At 64.6% G+C, this 15,245-nt stretch carries 13 protein-coding genes and 3 pseudogenes; 10 read left to right on the plus strand and 6 right to left on the minus strand.

The annotated features are described in order from the left end of the window. Positions 1–25 precede the first annotated feature (25 nt). The 3 genes and pseudogenes from lspA to CUR85_RS06060 all read right to left on the minus strand — a co-directional run bounded on the left by lspA (position 26) and on the right by CUR85_RS06060 (position 3,879). Complete coding sequence (gene lspA / locus CUR85_RS06050) at positions 26–514, minus strand: signal peptidase II (protein WP_067266723.1); 489 nt, start codon at positions 512–514, stop codon at positions 26–28. Positions 515–529: 15 nt separating this feature from the next. Next, positions 530–2,116, minus strand: coding sequence for a bifunctional phosphoribosylaminoimidazolecarboxamide formyltransferase/IMP cyclohydrolase (purH, locus tag CUR85_RS06055; RefSeq protein WP_067266725.1), 1,587 nt, complete (start codon positions 2,114–2,116; stop codon positions 530–532). 16 nt (positions 2,117–2,132) lie between these two features. After that, a pseudogene (locus CUR85_RS06060) lies at positions 2,133–3,879 on the minus strand (heparinase II/III family protein). Positions 3,880–4,043: 164 nt separating this feature from the next. Here CUR85_RS06060 and CUR85_RS06065 point away from each other — a divergent pair. Further along, entirely contained in the window at positions 4,044–4,793 is a 750-nt protein-coding gene (locus CUR85_RS06065) for a phosphate/phosphite/phosphonate ABC transporter substrate-binding protein (RefSeq protein WP_067266728.1), read from the plus strand. A gap of 3 nt (positions 4,794–4,796) precedes the next feature. On the opposite strand, the gene CUR85_RS06070 is transcribed toward CUR85_RS06065, so the two are convergent. Further along, positions 4,797–6,068: an RsmB/NOP family class I SAM-dependent RNA methyltransferase gene (locus CUR85_RS06070; RefSeq protein ID WP_067266729.1), complete on the minus strand. Its 1,272-nt coding sequence runs from the start codon at positions 6,066–6,068 to the stop codon at positions 4,797–4,799. A gap of 94 nt (positions 6,069–6,162) precedes the next feature. On the opposite strand from CUR85_RS06070, the gene CUR85_RS06075 reads away from it, so the two are divergent. After that, positions 6,163–6,468 (plus strand): DUF1674 domain-containing protein, encoded by a 306-nt coding sequence (locus CUR85_RS06075; RefSeq protein ID WP_067266731.1) that lies wholly within the window; start codon positions 6,163–6,165, stop codon positions 6,466–6,468. A 6-nt stretch (positions 6,469–6,474) separates the two neighbouring features. Here CUR85_RS06075 and CUR85_RS06080 read toward each other — a convergent pair whose 3' ends face one another. After that, positions 6,475–6,834, minus strand: a complete 360-nt coding sequence (locus CUR85_RS06080) for a dihydrodipicolinate reductase (RefSeq protein WP_067266732.1) — start codon at positions 6,832–6,834, stop codon at positions 6,475–6,477. 79 nt (positions 6,835–6,913) lie between these two features. Then, positions 6,914–7,731 (minus strand): annotated as a pseudogene (gene dapB / locus CUR85_RS06085) (4-hydroxy-tetrahydrodipicolinate reductase). Positions 7,732–7,827: 96 nt separating this feature from the next. Here dapB and rbfA point away from each other — a divergent pair. The 8 genes and pseudogenes from rbfA (at position 7,828) to CUR85_RS06125 (ending at position 15,212) form a co-directional block, all read left to right on the plus strand. Continuing rightward, the gene (gene rbfA / locus CUR85_RS06090; RefSeq protein ID WP_067266736.1) at positions 7,828–8,271 is read left to right on the plus strand and encodes a 30S ribosome-binding factor RbfA; all 444 of its coding nucleotides are present in this window, start codon (positions 7,828–7,830) and stop codon (positions 8,269–8,271) included. Continuing rightward, complete coding sequence (locus CUR85_RS06095) at positions 8,268–9,014, plus strand: phosphodiester glycosidase family protein (RefSeq protein WP_067266738.1); 747 nt, start codon at positions 8,268–8,270, stop codon at positions 9,012–9,014. The genes rbfA and CUR85_RS06095 overlap by 4 nt, the downstream gene beginning before the upstream one ends. Positions 9,015–9,092: 78 nt before the next feature. Further along, positions 9,093–10,017: pseudogene (gene truB / locus CUR85_RS06100) on the plus strand (tRNA pseudouridine(55) synthase TruB). Between the two features lie 6 nt (positions 10,018–10,023). Further along, on the plus strand, positions 10,024–10,560 hold the full coding sequence (locus CUR85_RS06105) for a DUF1643 domain-containing protein (protein ID WP_067266763.1): 537 nt from the start codon (positions 10,024–10,026) through the stop codon (positions 10,558–10,560). A gap of 99 nt (positions 10,561–10,659) precedes the next feature. After that, entirely contained in the window at positions 10,660–11,586 is a 927-nt protein-coding gene (locus CUR85_RS06110) for a calcium-binding protein (protein ID WP_067266765.1), read from the plus strand. A gap of 167 nt (positions 11,587–11,753) precedes the next feature. Beyond that, positions 11,754–12,023, plus strand: a complete 270-nt coding sequence (rpsO, locus tag CUR85_RS06115) for a 30S ribosomal protein S15 (protein ID WP_067266742.1) — start codon at positions 11,754–11,756, stop codon at positions 12,021–12,023. 282 nt (positions 12,024–12,305) lie between these two features. After that, complete coding sequence (gene pnp / locus CUR85_RS06120; protein WP_067266744.1) at positions 12,306–14,447, plus strand: polyribonucleotide nucleotidyltransferase; 2,142 nt, start codon at positions 12,306–12,308, stop codon at positions 14,445–14,447. Between the two features lie 117 nt (positions 14,448–14,564). Next, positions 14,565–15,212 (plus strand): hypothetical protein, encoded by a 648-nt coding sequence (locus tag CUR85_RS06125; protein ID WP_280322234.1) that lies wholly within the window; start codon positions 14,565–14,567, stop codon positions 15,210–15,212. The last annotated feature ends 33 nt before the right edge of the window (positions 15,213–15,245 follow it).

Raw genomic sequence — 15,245 nt, forward strand, 5'->3', positions numbered from 1 at the left:
CAATATCGCAGGCAAGCGGGCAATGTCACTGACCTTTTTTGCCCCGGCGTTTGGGCGCGCTTTTCGGCTCTCCGGTAAAGAGGATCAGCCCCAAGGCCCCGGCAAAGATAAAGACATCCGCCAAGTTGTAGACGAAAGGGTTGTTGATGCCGCAGCAGGAGTTGTTCAGGAAATCGAGCACATAGCCGTAGATCAGCCGGTCCGCCACATTCGCCAGCGCCCCGCCGACCAGCAGGCCACCGCTGAGCTGCGCCCAACGCCCATGCGGGCTGCGCCAGAGCCATAGGGTGACGCCCGCGCAGATCACCAGCGCCACCACGATCAGCACCCATTGGCTCATGTCGCCGCCGAGGCCAAAGTTGATGCCCCGGTTTTCCCCGTAGCGGAAATTCAGCACCGGCGGCAGCACGTCGATGGAGCGGACACGCGCCAGTTCCATCATGTGAATGACCACATATTTGCTGATCTGGTCGATCAGAAAGGCCACGAAGGCCGCGATGCCGAATGTCCGCATGGGGCTCCCCTTTGCTTAGTGCCGGAAGTGGCGCATGCCGGTGAAGACCATGGCAAGGCCCGCCTCATCCGCCGCCGCGATCACCTCGTCGTCACGCATGGAGCCGCCGGGCTGGATCAGCGCCGTGGCACCGGCCTCGGCCGCGGTGATGAGGCCGTCGGCGAAGGGGAAGAAGGCATCAGAGGCCACGACCGAGCCCTGCGTCAGGGGGGCTTCGATGTCCATCACCTCGGCCATGTCTTGGGCCTTGCGCGCGGCGATGCGGGTGCTGTCGACGCGGCTCATCTGGCCCGCGCCCACGCCCACAGTGGCGCCATCCTTGACGTAGATGATGGCGTTGGACTTGACGTGTTTCGCCACAGTCCAAGCAAAGAGCATGTCATCCAGTTCCTGATCCGAGGGCTTGCGCTTGGTCACGACTTTCAGGTCATCGCGGGTGATGCGACCCACGTCCTTGTCTTGCACGAGAAAGCCGCCCGAGACCTGACGCACCGCCAGTTCGGCGGCGGTCGGATCGGCGAGGCCTTCGGTGGTCAGCAGGCGCAGGTTCTTCTTGGCGGCGAAGATGCGCTTGGCATCCTCATCCGCGCCGGGGGCGATGACGACCTCGGTGAAGATCGCCGCGATGGCCTCAGCCGTCGGCCCGTCCAGCGGCTGGTTCAGCGCGATGATGCCGCCAAAGGCCGAGGTTCGGTCACAGTCGAAGGCGCGGGTGTAGGCTTCCAGCAGCGTCTCGCCCCGGGCCACGCCACAGGGGTTGGCGTGTTTGATGATCGCGCAGGCGGGGCCGTCCTTGGGGTCGAACTCGCTGACCAGCGCGAAGGCCGCGTCGGTGTCGTTGATGTTGTTGTAGGACAGCTCCTTGCCTTGGTGCTGCACCGCGTTGGCCAGACCGGGGGCGTTCGAGCCATCGGTGTAGAAGGCCGCCTGCTGATGCGGGTTCTCGCCATAGCGCAGGGTCTGGGCCAACGTGCCGCCAAAGGTGCGGCGGCGCGGCGTGGCCGCGACCTGCGCGGCCATCCATGTGCTGACGGCGGTGTCATAGGCAGCGGTGCGGGCATAGGCGGTCTGGGCCAGCCGTTGGCGCAGGGCGTAAGTGGTCTGGCCGTCGTTGGCCTCCAGCTCCGCGATGACCTCGGCGTAATCCTCGACATCCACCACCACATTGACGAAACCGTGGTTCTTGGCCGCCGAGCGGATCATCGCCGGGCCGCCAATGTCGATATTCTCGATCACCTCGGCGTATTCCGCGCCCTTGGCGACGGTTTCCTCGAAGGGGTAGAGGTTCACCACCACCAGATCGATCGCGCCGATGTTATGTTCGTTCATCGCGCCGACGTGTTCGTCATTGTCGCGCAGGGCCAACAGACCGCCATGCACGACCGGATGCAGCGTTTTCACGCGCCCGTCCATCATCTCGGGAAAGCCAGTCACATCGGCCACATCCAGAACCTCAAGCCCCGCGTCGCGCAGCGCTTTCGCGGTGCCGCCGGTGCTGAGCAATTCGACGCCCCGCGCCGCCAAAGCCTTGCCAAGGTCCAAAAGACCGGTCTTGTCGGATACGGAAAGCAGGGCGCGTTTGATGGGATAGAGGTCGGGCATGGGGCTGGTTCCTTGGTCAGTCTTCATCAGCATAGGGATCGTCGATCGACAAATCTCGCACGCCAATCGCAGTTTCCTGCGCTTTTGACAACGACCAGCGCACCCGCGTGGCATAGTTCATGGCATAGCCCGAGAGCACGATCTGCTGCGCGGCGCGTGGTTTCAGGCGGGTTGTCTCGAGGTAAACCCCCGGTTCCAAAGACAGATTATGCGTGCCGTCATGGCGAAACACCCAAATCTCCCCGCTTTTCAGCGCCATTGAGATCGCAGCCCCGCCAAGGTCCAAGTTGGCATCTACATCCGGGTGCAGGTGAAACCGAATGTCGAAGGCGACCCCCTTTGACTGGGCGGCGTTCAGCACTTTGTCAAAGCGCCGCTTCTCCGCCCCCTCTATCGCCAGCAACATATCCTCCCCCGAGAGGCCGCGCCCGTCTGCGGTCAACTCCAGCCGCCGCGCGTGGGTCAACCCGTGGCTGCGCAGATAGGCGTCATGCGCGCCTTCGAAACGCAGCCCGTCCGCCGCCTCTCCAATCTCGACGGGCACATGGCGCGGGCCCGCGATCAGCGCTTCCGCCCCGCTATGCGGATCAGGCTCCGCCAGTCGCGCGCTGGAATGACCAACAAGCGACAGGGCCGAATGCGACGGCGTGGCCCGCCCCGCCCGCCGCCACTCCAGCCCGAAAGACGCGCCGGAGCCGCAGTTCACCACCAAGGGCCGCCGCCCCGAGGTCAGTTCGAACGCCAATGTCGAGGCATGGGCGTTGGTCGAGGCCGCACCGCTTGGCGGGGCTGCCGCATCGACGATCACGCTGGTGCGGCCTGCGGACAGTCTTGCAAAGCCCATGGCCAGCCCATCGGGCTGCCGCGTCCTGACCTTGGCCGCCGCCAGCGCGTGGTCCAGCCAGCCCTCCATGCCGCGCCCGCCGCCGTGAAACCGCGCCAACGCCCCATCCGCATGGCGCAGGCTGCGCAGGGTCGGCGCGATGCGCTCGATCGCGGTCAGATGCTCCTTGGGCGTGCTGCGGCCCGCATCGCTCAGCGCAGCGGCGGCCCATGTCAGCAGGGTGAAGACCGCCAGCAGTTCCTCGGGATTGCGCGTGGGCAGCCCGCCTTCGTCATCGATCTGGCTGGCGCATTCCCGGGGGAGGGCCTTGACCGCCGGATCGGCCAGTTCCGCCAGCCCCTCCAACGATAGGCTGGCATAGATCAGCCCGGCCAGCGCCTCGAAACGCGGCAGGCCGGGGGCCGCCCCGCGCCATCGTTTCGACAGGAACCGGGTCTGCCGTTCGAGGGATCGGTAGAAGGCGTCGCTCTGCTCGGCCTCGGTCCCGCGCAGCAGGAAAAGCGCGTGGTTGATCCAACGGATCAACCGCCGCCCGGTCAGCGCCGGGGTCCAGCCCGGCCCCTGCCCGCGCCCGAAACGGTCGATCCAGCCCCAAAGCCACGCCTGCGCCGCCCCCGCGCCCGCGCATCGCCCACGGCAGCAAGGTCATCGAGCCACGCAAAACCGTGCAACTCCGCGGCAAAGGCGGGGTCAGGCGGGGTCAGGTCCCACATGGCGGTTTGCGGTGCGGTCAGCAGGCTGCCGGCAAAGAGGTAATTGCCCGCCATCAACTGCCGCCCCGCGCGAAAGAGCCGATGGTGCGCGGCTCGGGCGAAGAGGTGAACGCGACGACGCGCCCCCGGCCCCGGGTCGCACGCCAAGCATGGAAGCGGTTCAGAAACCGCGCCCTGCGGGCCATGACGCTGGAAAGATTAATCATATCAAGCTGCCCCTGACGCTCTGCTGGCGTTTGGCGGCAGCATAACCGCGGCCCCACAATGAGTCACCGGATTTTCCCCACGCGGCGGGGGATCGGCGGGGAACCGACGCTTGCCACCGCGCGGCGGCGCGGCCTAAACAGGAACACCCCAAGCGGAGCCGCCGATGATCGCCAGCCTGATGATGTACCTGCGCCCCGAGACCGCCGAGGCGACAGGGCGCTACTGGGCCATGATCCGTGACGCGCTGCGCGCGCAGGGCACCCCGGCCCCGGAAAGGCTGAGCAATGATGCCGAGGAATTCGCCGTCTGGACCGCGCCCGACCTCACCCTTTCCCAGACCTGCGGGATGCCTTACCGCCTGTGGCTGCACGACCGTGTCACGCTGATCGGCACGCCGGACTTTGGCGTCGCAGGCTGCCCGCCGGGGTATTACAACAGCGTTTTCGTGGTCCGCGCCAATGATCCCCGTGAAACAATTTCCGATTTCCACGCGGCGCGGTTCACCTACAACCAAACATTCTCGCAATCAGGCTATGCCGCCCCTTACGCGCATTGCCGGGCGCGGGGGTTTTGGTTTGCAGAGCGCAGCCAAAGCCACGGCCACCGCGCCTCGGCCAAGGCCGTGGCCGAGGGACGCGCGGATATCGCGGCGCTGGATGCAGTCTCTTGGCGGCTGATCGAAAGCCATGACGCTTTCGCGGGTGACCTGCGGGTGCTGGAACGCACGGTCCCGACCCCCGGCCTGCCCTATATTGCGGCAGCGGATGCCGATGCGGTGGCAATAGCCGCGGCGGTGCGTGCGGCCATCGCCGGGCTCATGCCGGAAGACGCCGCCACGCTAGGGCTCCGCGGCCTCATAGACATCCCGAAAGCGGCCTATCTCGCCGTGCCCTCCCCACCCGACGGGGCGTGAGGGTCAGTCCTTGCGCAGACAGGCGATATAGAACCCGTCCATCCCGCCTTGATCGGCCCAGAAATCGGGGCGCAGGCGCAGCCCGCCCTCTTCGGTGTGCCAATCAGCCTCGACCCCCGGCAGTTCCAGCGCGGCGGTGTCGACGTTCATGTCGCCATGCCGCTCCAAGGCTTCGTCGACCTGCACTTCGCCCTCGTCGGGCAGCAGGCTACAGGTGCAGAACACCAACCGCCCGCCGGGCTTGAGCAGGCTCCAGGCGTGGTCGATCAACTCGGATTGCAACTCGATCAGATCACCGAATTCCGATCCGTCCTTGGCATAGGGCAGGTCCGGGTGGCGGCGGATGGTGCCGGTGGCGGAGCATGGCGCGTCCAGCAGAATGGCGTCGAATGTACCCTGCACGGCGCGCGCGTCCTTGATCAGCGTCTTGGCCTTCAGCCCGACGCGGGCGAGGTTTTCCTTCACCCGCTGCATCCGGGGGTGCGACTGGTCAACGGCGGTGACGACCGCCCCCGCGGCGGCCAGTTGCATCGTCTTGCCGCCCGGCGCGGCGCAGAGGTCCAGCACAGTCTCGCCCTCCCTGGGCGCCAGCACCCGCACCGGGATCGCGGCGGCGGCATCTTGCACCCACCAGTCCCCCTCGGCAAAGCCCGGCATGGTGGAGACCTGCCCGGCATCCGTCACCCGAACGGAGCCTGTCGGCAGCAGCGTGCCCCCCACGGCCTTTGCCAAAGTGGCAGCGTCGCCCTTGGCGGTCAGATCAAGCGGTGCGCCGGCGAAATGCGCCTGTTCCATCGCGGCCATGGCATCGGTTCCCCAAGCCTCAGCCAGCGGTCCGCGCAGCCATTTCGGCAGGCGCGGCGCGCGCAGGGCATCCCACGCCTCGGGCCCCTGAGCGGCGATCTTGCGCAGCACCGCGTTGGTCAGCCCCTTGAGATGGCTCAGCGTGCGGTGCTGCGAGACGAGGTTCACCATCGCATTCACCACCCCATGCGCGGCCCCGCCCTGACAAAGCTCAACCGTGCCGACCCGCAGCACATTGCGCACGGTCAGCGGCGGTGCCTTTTGCAGGTGTTTTTGCAGCAACCGGTCCGCCCGTTCCAACCCGCGCAGCGTGTCCTGCGCCAGACGCTGCGCCCGCGCCCGATCATCGGGGGGCAGCTTGTCCAGCGCGCCCGCGGCAAGAAGCTCGGACATCAGCCGCGGCTCATCGCCCAAAATCTGATCCAGCAGATATACCGCGCTTCTGCGGGCCTGAACGCCTGTGTCTGCCATGGTCATATCCTATCTGGGTCTGGCTTGAGGGGTTGCCGGGTTGTCTGGGCCAGCGGGCGACGTATATCAAGGGAGAACTTGGCTCAAGAGGACCATGATGCCCGATCAACGCCCCATTCCCGACAGCAGACCCGGCCCTGACCCGACGCCCAGCCCCAAACCGGACCTGCCCCCGCAGCCCAAACCGGGGCCGAAACCGATTCCCGACACGCCGCATGACCCGACGCCGACCCCCGGCCCCGACCTGCCTGCCGCCGCGCAACGCGCCTTGGCCGAGGCCGCGGCCCGGCGCGAGGCCGCCGCCGCGCTCGACATGCCCACCGAACTTGGCGGGCGCGATGGGCCGGAGCCTGTGCGCTATGGCGACTGGGAAAAGAAGGGCATCGCCGTCGATTTCTAAGCTGTCTTAGCGCAGGGTCAGCACCGCCGACTCACCCGCACCTTTGTCAGAGGTGAAGCGGATTTTCGCGCCATCGCGCATGACCACTTGGCAATTATAGCCCAGATCCTTGCCGCCCCAGATCAGCGTGCGGCAGAAATAACCGTCTTTCCACGACCACTTGCCGGTGACCTCCCAAACCGCGCCCTTGCCGGAAATGGCCCCACCTGAGGTGACCCGCAGATCGACCAGCGGGCGGGTCAGCCTTTTGCCATTCACCGCCGCAACGAAGTCTGACTTGTTCTGAATACGGGCATATTCCGCCGCAGCGGGCAGACCAACAGCCGCGAGCATCGCTGTCACGGCCAGTGCAAAGGTAATCTTCATCGAAACCTCCCTTGGGGTGAGTTGCCTGAGGCACTCACGTAGCCAAGGAAGGTAAAGTTTCAGACAATTTGCCTGCGCCTCAGCCCTTCAGGCCAAGTACGTCCAGCATGTCATACTCGCCCGGTGCTTTGCCCTGCCCCCAAAGAGCGGCCTTAAGCGCCCCGCGGGCGAAAAGCGCACGGTCCGAGGCAACGTGGCGCAGGATGATCCGCTCTCCGGCGGCGGCGAACATCACGTCATGTTCGCCCACGATATCGCCGCCCCGGATCGCGGTGAAACCGATATCGCCCTTTTGCCGCGCGCCGGTGATCCCATCGCGGCCCCGGTCCGAAACATCCGCCAGTTTGACACCGCGCCCCTCGGCGGCGGCTTCGCCCAGCATCAATGCGGTGCCCGAGGGGGCATCGACTTTCTGATTGTGGTGGGATTCGATGATCTCAATGTCGTAATCCACGTCCAGCGCGGCGGCGACCTGCCGGGTGAGCTGCGTCAGCAGGTTCACGCCGAGGCTCATGTTCCCCGCACGAACGATGACGGCCCCTGTTCGGCGGCAGGGGCAAGCTGCGCGATCTCATCTTCGGTCATGCCGGTGGTGCCGATGACATGGACGATCCCGGCCTTGGCGGCCTCACCGGCAAAAGCGATGGTGGCCTGCGGCGCGGTGAAGTCGATGACGGCCTGCACCTTGCCAAAAGCCTCTGCCGCATTGTCTGTCACAGTCACGCCCGAGGCCGTGCCGCCCATCGCCTCGCCCAGATCGCGGCCAATCCAGTCATGGCCCGGACGCTCCAGCGCCGCGGCTAGATGCATTTTGTCGCTGGCGATGATCTCACGGATCAACATTTGGCCCATGCGGCCAGAGGCGCCGGTGACGGCAATGCCGGGGGTCTGTGTCATACTCGGTCTCCTGCGGTTCTGGCCGTGACTGGCAGGGCCGGTTTAGCCCGTCGCGGAGCGCTTGGCAAAGTGCAACCGAAGCCTTAGATGGGGGGCATGGCAAAGAACAAGTTTCATGAGGGCCCCGGCCCGTCGCAACGACAACTCCGCGTGGGCGAAACCGTCCGCCGCGCCTTGTCCGATGTTCTCGCACGCGGGGATGTGCATGACACCGATCTCAATCGGATGTCGATCACCGTGGGCGAGGTGCGCATCTCTCCCGACCTCAAGATCGCCACGGCCTATGTGCTGCCCTTGGGCGGGGAAGGTCAGGATGAGGTTCTCAAACTGCTGGCCCGCAACAAAAGCGAATTGCGCCGTCAGGTCGCCAAGAAACTGACGCTCAAGTTCTCGCCCGATCTGCGCTTTCAGTTGGACCAGACCTTTGACCGGATGGACGACACCCGCCGCATGTTGAACCAAGAGGTGGTGCGCCGCGATGCGGATGCCCCCGATGACGACGGTGCCGGTGACAGTGCCGACGGCGCGCCGGATCAGTGATCCGCGCGGGCCTGATCGCATTCGCGCTTCTGGCGCTGAAAGGCACGCCTGCGGACGCTGCCGAATGCCGCAACATTACCTTTGACGGCAGTTCCTACACGGTCTGTGAAGTCGATCTGGAGCGGGATGACCTGCGGCTCTTTCTCAACAATGAGGCGGGCGCGCCCTATGGGTTCTTCGGCTCGCTCGACGAGGCGTTGAAAGCGCAGGGGCTGCGGCTCGGTTTTGCCATGAACGCGGGCATGTACCACGAAGACCGCTCCCCGGTTGGGCATTACATCGAAGATGGAGTCGAGACGCGCGGCGTGATTGACAGTGCTGGCCCCGGCAATTTCGGCCTGCTGCCCAATGGGGTCTTTTGCCTGCGCAAGGGCCGCGCCGATGTGATCGAGACCAAGCGCTATCTCAAGGCCAAACCGAACTGCCGCTTTGCCACGCAATCGGGGCCGATGTTGGTGATCGACGGGGCGCTGCACCCGCGATTCCTGCCCGACAGCACTTCGCGCTATATCCGAAACGGGGTTGGCACCACGGCAGATGGCAAACGCGCGGTTTTCGCGATTTCCAACGATGTGGTCACCTTTCACGAATTCGCCCGGCTCTACCGGGATGAGTTGGACCTGCCTAACGCGCTGTATTTCGACGGCAATATCTCGCGCCTGCGCGCCCCCAGCCTGCGCCGCAGCGGGGCGGGCTTTACCACCTTGGGGCCGATCGTAGGCATCGTGACGCCCGCAAAGTGAGCTTTTCGGCGCATGAGGGCTGGGCAGCGCGGCGCGGCTCCGATAGAGGGCAGCACCACAAAAGCGAAGGGGCAAGACATGGCACGCAAACGCAAGGGTCGCGATATTTCCGGTTGGCTGGTGGTGGACAAGCCCGCGGGCCCCACCTCGACCGCCGTGGTCAACAAGGTCCGCTGGGCGCTGGAGGCCAAGAAGGCGGGCCACGCAGGCACGCTCGACCCCGAAGCGACCGGCGTTCTGGCCATCGCCTTGGGCGAAGCGACCAAGACCGTGCCCTATATCACCGACGCGCTCAAAGCCTATGAGTTCACCGTGCGGCTCGGCATCGCCACCAATACCGACGACGCCGAGGGCGAAGTCATCGGCACCTCTGACCTGCGCCCCGATGACGCCGCGATCAAGGATGCGCTGAACGGCTTTATCGGTGACATCCAGCAGGTGCCGCCGCAGTTCTCCGCCGTAAAGATCGACGGCCAACGCGCCTATAAACGCGCCCGCGACGGCGAAGAGATGGAGATCGCCGCCCGCCCCTCTGGGTGGAAAGCCTGCTGCTGGTCGACCGCCCCGATGCCGATCATGTCACGCTTGAAATGGTCTGCGGCAAAGGCGGCTATGTCCGCTCCATCGCGCGCGATCTGGGGCAGAAGCTTGGCTGTCTCGGCCACGTCCGCGAATTGCGCCGCACATGGTCCGGCCCGTTCGAAGCGGCCAACGCCCTGACGCTGGCGCAGGTCGATGAGCTGGCCCGGACACCGGAACTCGACACCTATCTGTTGCCGCTGGCCGAAGGGCTGGCCGAGCTGCCCGAAGTCAAAGCCACCCCGAAGGCGCCACCCGCCTGCGCAACGGCAACCCCGGCATGGTCATCGCCCATGACGTGGAATATGGCGATGAATGCTGGGCCTCGTTCGACGGGCAGCCTGTCGCCGTGGGCCGCTTCAAGGCGGGAGAGCTGCACCCCAGCCGGGTGTTCAACCTGTCGTCGGACGCGAATGAGGGCTGAATGGCCCTGATCACCCGCAGCCACACCAAGGGCGACGCACCTTCGACCGCGGTCTACTCGCCCTGCGAGCAATACCGCTACAGCCTCACGCGGATCTGGGACGCAGGCGCCCCGCAGGTGATGTTCGTGATGCTGAACCCCTCCACCGCGACCGAGGTGCAGAACGACCCGACGGTCGAGCGGTGCGAGCGTCGGGCGCGGGTACTAGGCTTTGGCGGCTTCCGGGTGACCAATATCTTCGCCTTCCGCGCCACCGATCCGCGCGACATGCGCGCCGCGCCCGATCCTATCGGCCCCGACAATGATGCCACGCTGGTCGAGGGGGCCGATTGGGCCGACCGCATCATCGCCGCTTGGGGCGTGCATGGCGCCCATCTCGACCGCGGTCTGGCCGTCGCCGCACGACTGGCTGAGGGGGAGAAACCGCTCTACCACCTCGGCCTCTCCAAAGCCGGGCATCCGCGCCATCCGCTGTACCTGCCCTACACCCAAGAGCCGGTTCTGTGGCAGCCCGAGCCCCCGGCGCGGGCAGGCATTCGTTAACCATTTCCCCGCTATTCCTTTGATTTTACAGCCACGACATGCCCTTTTGAAGCTGGGACGATGTGTGGGGCATCAAGCAATCAACGGGTGGAACTGCGGATGTTGTGGCTGGCTGGGGTAATGGGTCTGATGGCGGTCGGCGCCGTCACTTTCGTGGAAATCGAAACGCCGCCGGAGGACGCGTTGCCTGAGGGGGACAGCCCGGGCGGCGGCACCACCACGGTCGGAGATATCCTGTCGGGCAGCGATGACGGTGAGACGGTGGAGGGCGGCCCCGGCGACGACCAGCTTGGCGGCTACGGCGGGGAGGACCTGCTTCGTGGCGGCGGCGGGGATGATGACCTGCACGGCCACGGCGGCAATGACACGCTCCAAGGTGGCGCGGGCGGCGACATCCTGCATGGCAATGGCGGGGATGACGACCTCTTCGGCGGCGCGGGCAACGACAGCCTCTTCGGCCATAGCGACGACGACTTTCTCTATGGCGGGGCGGGCGATGATGCGCTCCAAGGCGCGGCGGGGGATGACCTGCTGGAGGGCGAAGCCGGAAACGATGCCCTGCAAGGCGGGCTTGGCGACGATGCGCTGCGCGGCGGCGCGGGCGTGGATACGCTCTTTGGCGGCTGGGGCGACGACACGCTCACCGGGGCGGATGACCTACAAAACCCCGATTTCCTGAACGGCGGCGGCGGCGACGACCTGATAATTGCGGGCGCCGGGGATGTGGTGACCTCGGGCGACGGCACCGATCAGATCGCCTTGGGGGACTGGATCGGCCAAGGCGGGGCGGCGCAGATCACGGACTACCACGCGGCGGACGATTCGCTGCTCTTTGTCTGGGACGACAGCAGCGCGGGCGGGGCGGAGCCACCGCTCTCCATCCTGCCCGACCCGGAGGATGCGGGCCAAACCCTCGTCCTGCTGGACGATATCATCGTCGCGCGGGTGGCGGGGGACAGCATCACGCTAGACGATATCGCGCTGATCCCGCTCTCTGCGGCCTTCGACCTCGGCCTCGCGGCCTAAGGCGGTCCGGAGCCCATGCGCAAATCACCCTTTGCCAAAGGCGGAAATTCCTCCTATACGCCCCATCGCCTGCTGATTCCGTCAGCGGGTGATATCTCCATGGGCCTGCGCTGGACGACATCCCGGCCTGCGCCATCCATTTTAACTCTTTTCGAAAGGAGACCCCGATGTCGATCACTGCTGAAGAAAAAGCAAAAGTCATGAAAGAATTTGGCACCAAAGAAGGCGACACCGGTTCGCCCGAAGTTCAGGTTGCCATTCTGACCTCGCGCATCACCACGCTGACCGAGCACTTCAAGACCCACAAGAAAGACAACCACGGCCGCCGTGGTCTTTTGAAAATGGTCGCGACGCGCCGCAAGCTGCTGGATTACGTTAAGGCCAAAGACGAGTCCCGCTATCAGGACCTGATCAAACGCCTCGGCCTGCGCCGCTAATCGCGCGCAAGCCGCCGGAAGTTCCGGTGACAGGACGACCAAAACCTCCCGGCCCCTGCCGGGAGGTTTTTTGTTGCGCGCAGACCGGGGCGCGCTGCGGCGGAAAGAACCCGCCGCTTATGGCCCCGAGGCGATAGAACGCTTCCCATTTGCCATGAAAACATGTATGCCCGCGCAATCTGAAATCCGGCGCCCGGACTCCAGCGCCTGAAAAAGAAGATACCGGAGTCAGGGGCAATACGGCCCCTATGCAATGGCCAATGGGCCAAAAAGGAAACGTAGATGTTTAATGTAACAAAAAAATCGATCCAGTGGGGCGAAGAGACGCTGACACTGGAAACCGGTAAGGTTGCCCGTCAGGCGGACGGGTCGGTGATTGCCACGCTGGGCGAGACCAGCGTCATGGCCAACGTGACGTATGCACGTCAGCAAAAGCCCGGGCAGGATTTCTTCCCCCTGACCGTGCACTACCAAGAGAAATACTATGCCGCCGGTAAAGTACCGGGTGGCTTCTTCAAGCGTGAGGCCCGCCCCACCGAGAAGGAAACACTGACCGCGCGTCTGATCGACCGTCCGATCCGCCCGCTCTTCGTCCCCGGCTTCAAAAACGAAGTTCTGGTGATGTGCACCGTGCTGAGCCACGATCTGGTCAACGACCCCGACATGGTCGCCATGATCGCCGCCTCCGCCGCGCTGACACTCTCGGGCGCGCCCTTCATGGGTCCGATCGCGGGCTGCCGTGTGGGCTATGAGGGTGGCGACTATGTGCTGAACCCCACCATCGACGACATGCAAGACCTGCGCACCAACCCCGACCAGCGCCTCGACCTCGTGGTCGCGGGCACCAAGGACGCAGTGATGATGGTCGAATCCGAAGCCTATGAGCTGTCGGAAGAGGAAATGCTGGGCGCCGTGAAATTCGCGCATGAGCAGATCCAGCCGGTCATCGACCTGATCATCGATCTGGCCGAGGAAGCCGCGAAGGAGCCTTTCGACTTCCAGCCCGAAGACTATTCCGATCTGTCGGCTGCCGTGAAAGCCGCTGGCGAAGACGAAATGCGTGCCGCTTTCGCGATCGTGGACAAGCAAGAGCGCACCGCCGCCGTTGCTGCTGCCCGTGAGACGATCAAGAGCAAGCTCACCGAAGAGCAGCTTGAGGACAAGAACCTCAGCTCCGCAATGAAGGGCCTTGAGGCCAGCATCCTGCGCGGCGACGTGGTGAAAACCGGCAAGCGTATCGACGGCCGTCGCACCGACGAGATCCGCGACATCGTGGCCGAAACCGGCATCCTGCCGCGGACCCACGGCTCGGCGCTTTTCACCCGTGGTGAGACGCAGGGCCTCGTGGTGACCACGCTCGGCACCGGCGACGATGAGCAGTTCATCGACGCGCTGCACGGTAACTTCAAATCGAACTTCCTGCTGCACTACAACTTCCCGCCCTACTCGGTCGGCGAAGTGGGTCGCGTGGGCCCTCCCGGACGCCGCGAAGTCGGCCACGGCAAGCTCGCATGGCGCGCCCTGCAGGCGGTTCTGCCCGCGGCAACAGACTTCCCCTACACCATCCGTCTCGTCTCCGAGATCACCGAATCCAACGGCTCCTCGTCGATGGCATCGGTCTGCGGTGGCTCCTTGTCCATGATGGACGCGGGCGTGCCGCTGAAATCGGCCGTGGCCGGTGTGGCGATGGGTCTGATCCTCGAAGATGACGGCTCCTACGCGATCCTGTCGGACATCCTGGGTGACGAAGACCACCTCGGCGACATGGACTTCAAGGTTGCGGGCACCGAAGCCGGTATCACCTCGCTGCAGATGGACATCAAGGTCGCAGGCATCACGCCCGAGATCATGGAGAAAGCCCTGGCCCAGGCCAAAGAAGGCCGTATCCACATCCTCGGCGAGATGAACAAGGCGATCTCGGGCGCCGCGGACTTCTCCGTCCACGCCCCGCGTATCGAGACCATGCAAATCCCGACCGACAAGATCCGCGAAGTGATCGGCTCGGGCGGCAAGGTCATCCGTGAGATCGTCGAGGTTTCCGGCGCCAAGGTCGACATCAACGACGAAGGCACCATCAAGATCGCCAGCCCCAACGGCGAAGCGATCAAGAAAGCCTATGACATGATCTATTCGATCGTGGCCGAGCCCGAAGAAGGTGCCATCTACACCGGCACCGTTGTGAAAATCGTCGATTTCGGCGCCTTCGTGAACTTCTTCGGCAAGCGCGACGGTCTGGTGCATGTCTCCCAGATCGAAAACCGCCGCCTGAACCACCCTTCGGACGTTCTGAAGGAAGGTCAGGAAGTGAAAGTCAAGCTTCTGGGCTTCGACGATCGCGGCAAGGTGCGCCTGTCGATGAAAGTCGTCGATCAGGAGACTGGCGAAGAGATCACTGCCGAGAAGAAAGAAGCGGCAGAAGGTTAATCAAAAACTGCTGCGGACCCTCACCGGGGGTCCGCAGCTTCCCCTTGGGGCAGTACGAGACATGCGCGCAGAAAATCTGGTCACGATTTGCATCACCATGGGCTGCGCCCCGATGTCTTGCAACAAACACTCGAAAGCCTCGGCCCGGAGCTGCGCAAGCTGCCGATCATTGGCATCAACGACTTCGGCGATGCCGAAACCAGCGCGGTCTTCGACCGGCTCTGCCCTCATGGGCAGCGCATCGATCTGGGCAAACAGGTCGGCCACCACCCCGCCGTCGACGCCATGTATGCCAAGGTGCGCACGCCTTATGTCTTTCACATGGAAGACGATTGGGAGTTCACCCGCCACGATTTTTTAGATGACGCCCTGCGCCTGCTAGAGGCCCATCCCGATGTCTCTTCGGTCTGTTTCCGCGACACTGATAACTTCTTCATCGAAGATGCGGCTCGCGCCCAGATCGTCACCGAAGAATGCGCCGGCATCCCCTATGCGCGGATGGATGCGCTCAGCCCCAAATGGTACGGCTATACTTTTAATCCGCATCTGGCCCCGATTTCCCTTTGGAAAGAGGTCGGCGGCTTCAGCGGTTTCAAACGCGAAAGCCACATCTCGCGCCAATTGCGCAAACAGGGTAAATTCACCGCTTTCCTGAAACCCGGCGCTTGCCAGCACATTGGGTTTGTCAGCGTCGCCCACAAACCGCCCTCCGCCTTCAAACGGTTCAAGAACTGGCTGCGCGGGCGGCCCACCCCCAAAGTTTAACCCGTATAAGCCTGTCATCGCCCCGCGCGCCGC

This window comes from Sulfitobacter faviae (assembly GCF_029870955.1).
Lineage (GTDB): Bacteria > Pseudomonadota > Alphaproteobacteria > Rhodobacterales > Rhodobacteraceae > Sulfitobacter > Sulfitobacter faviae.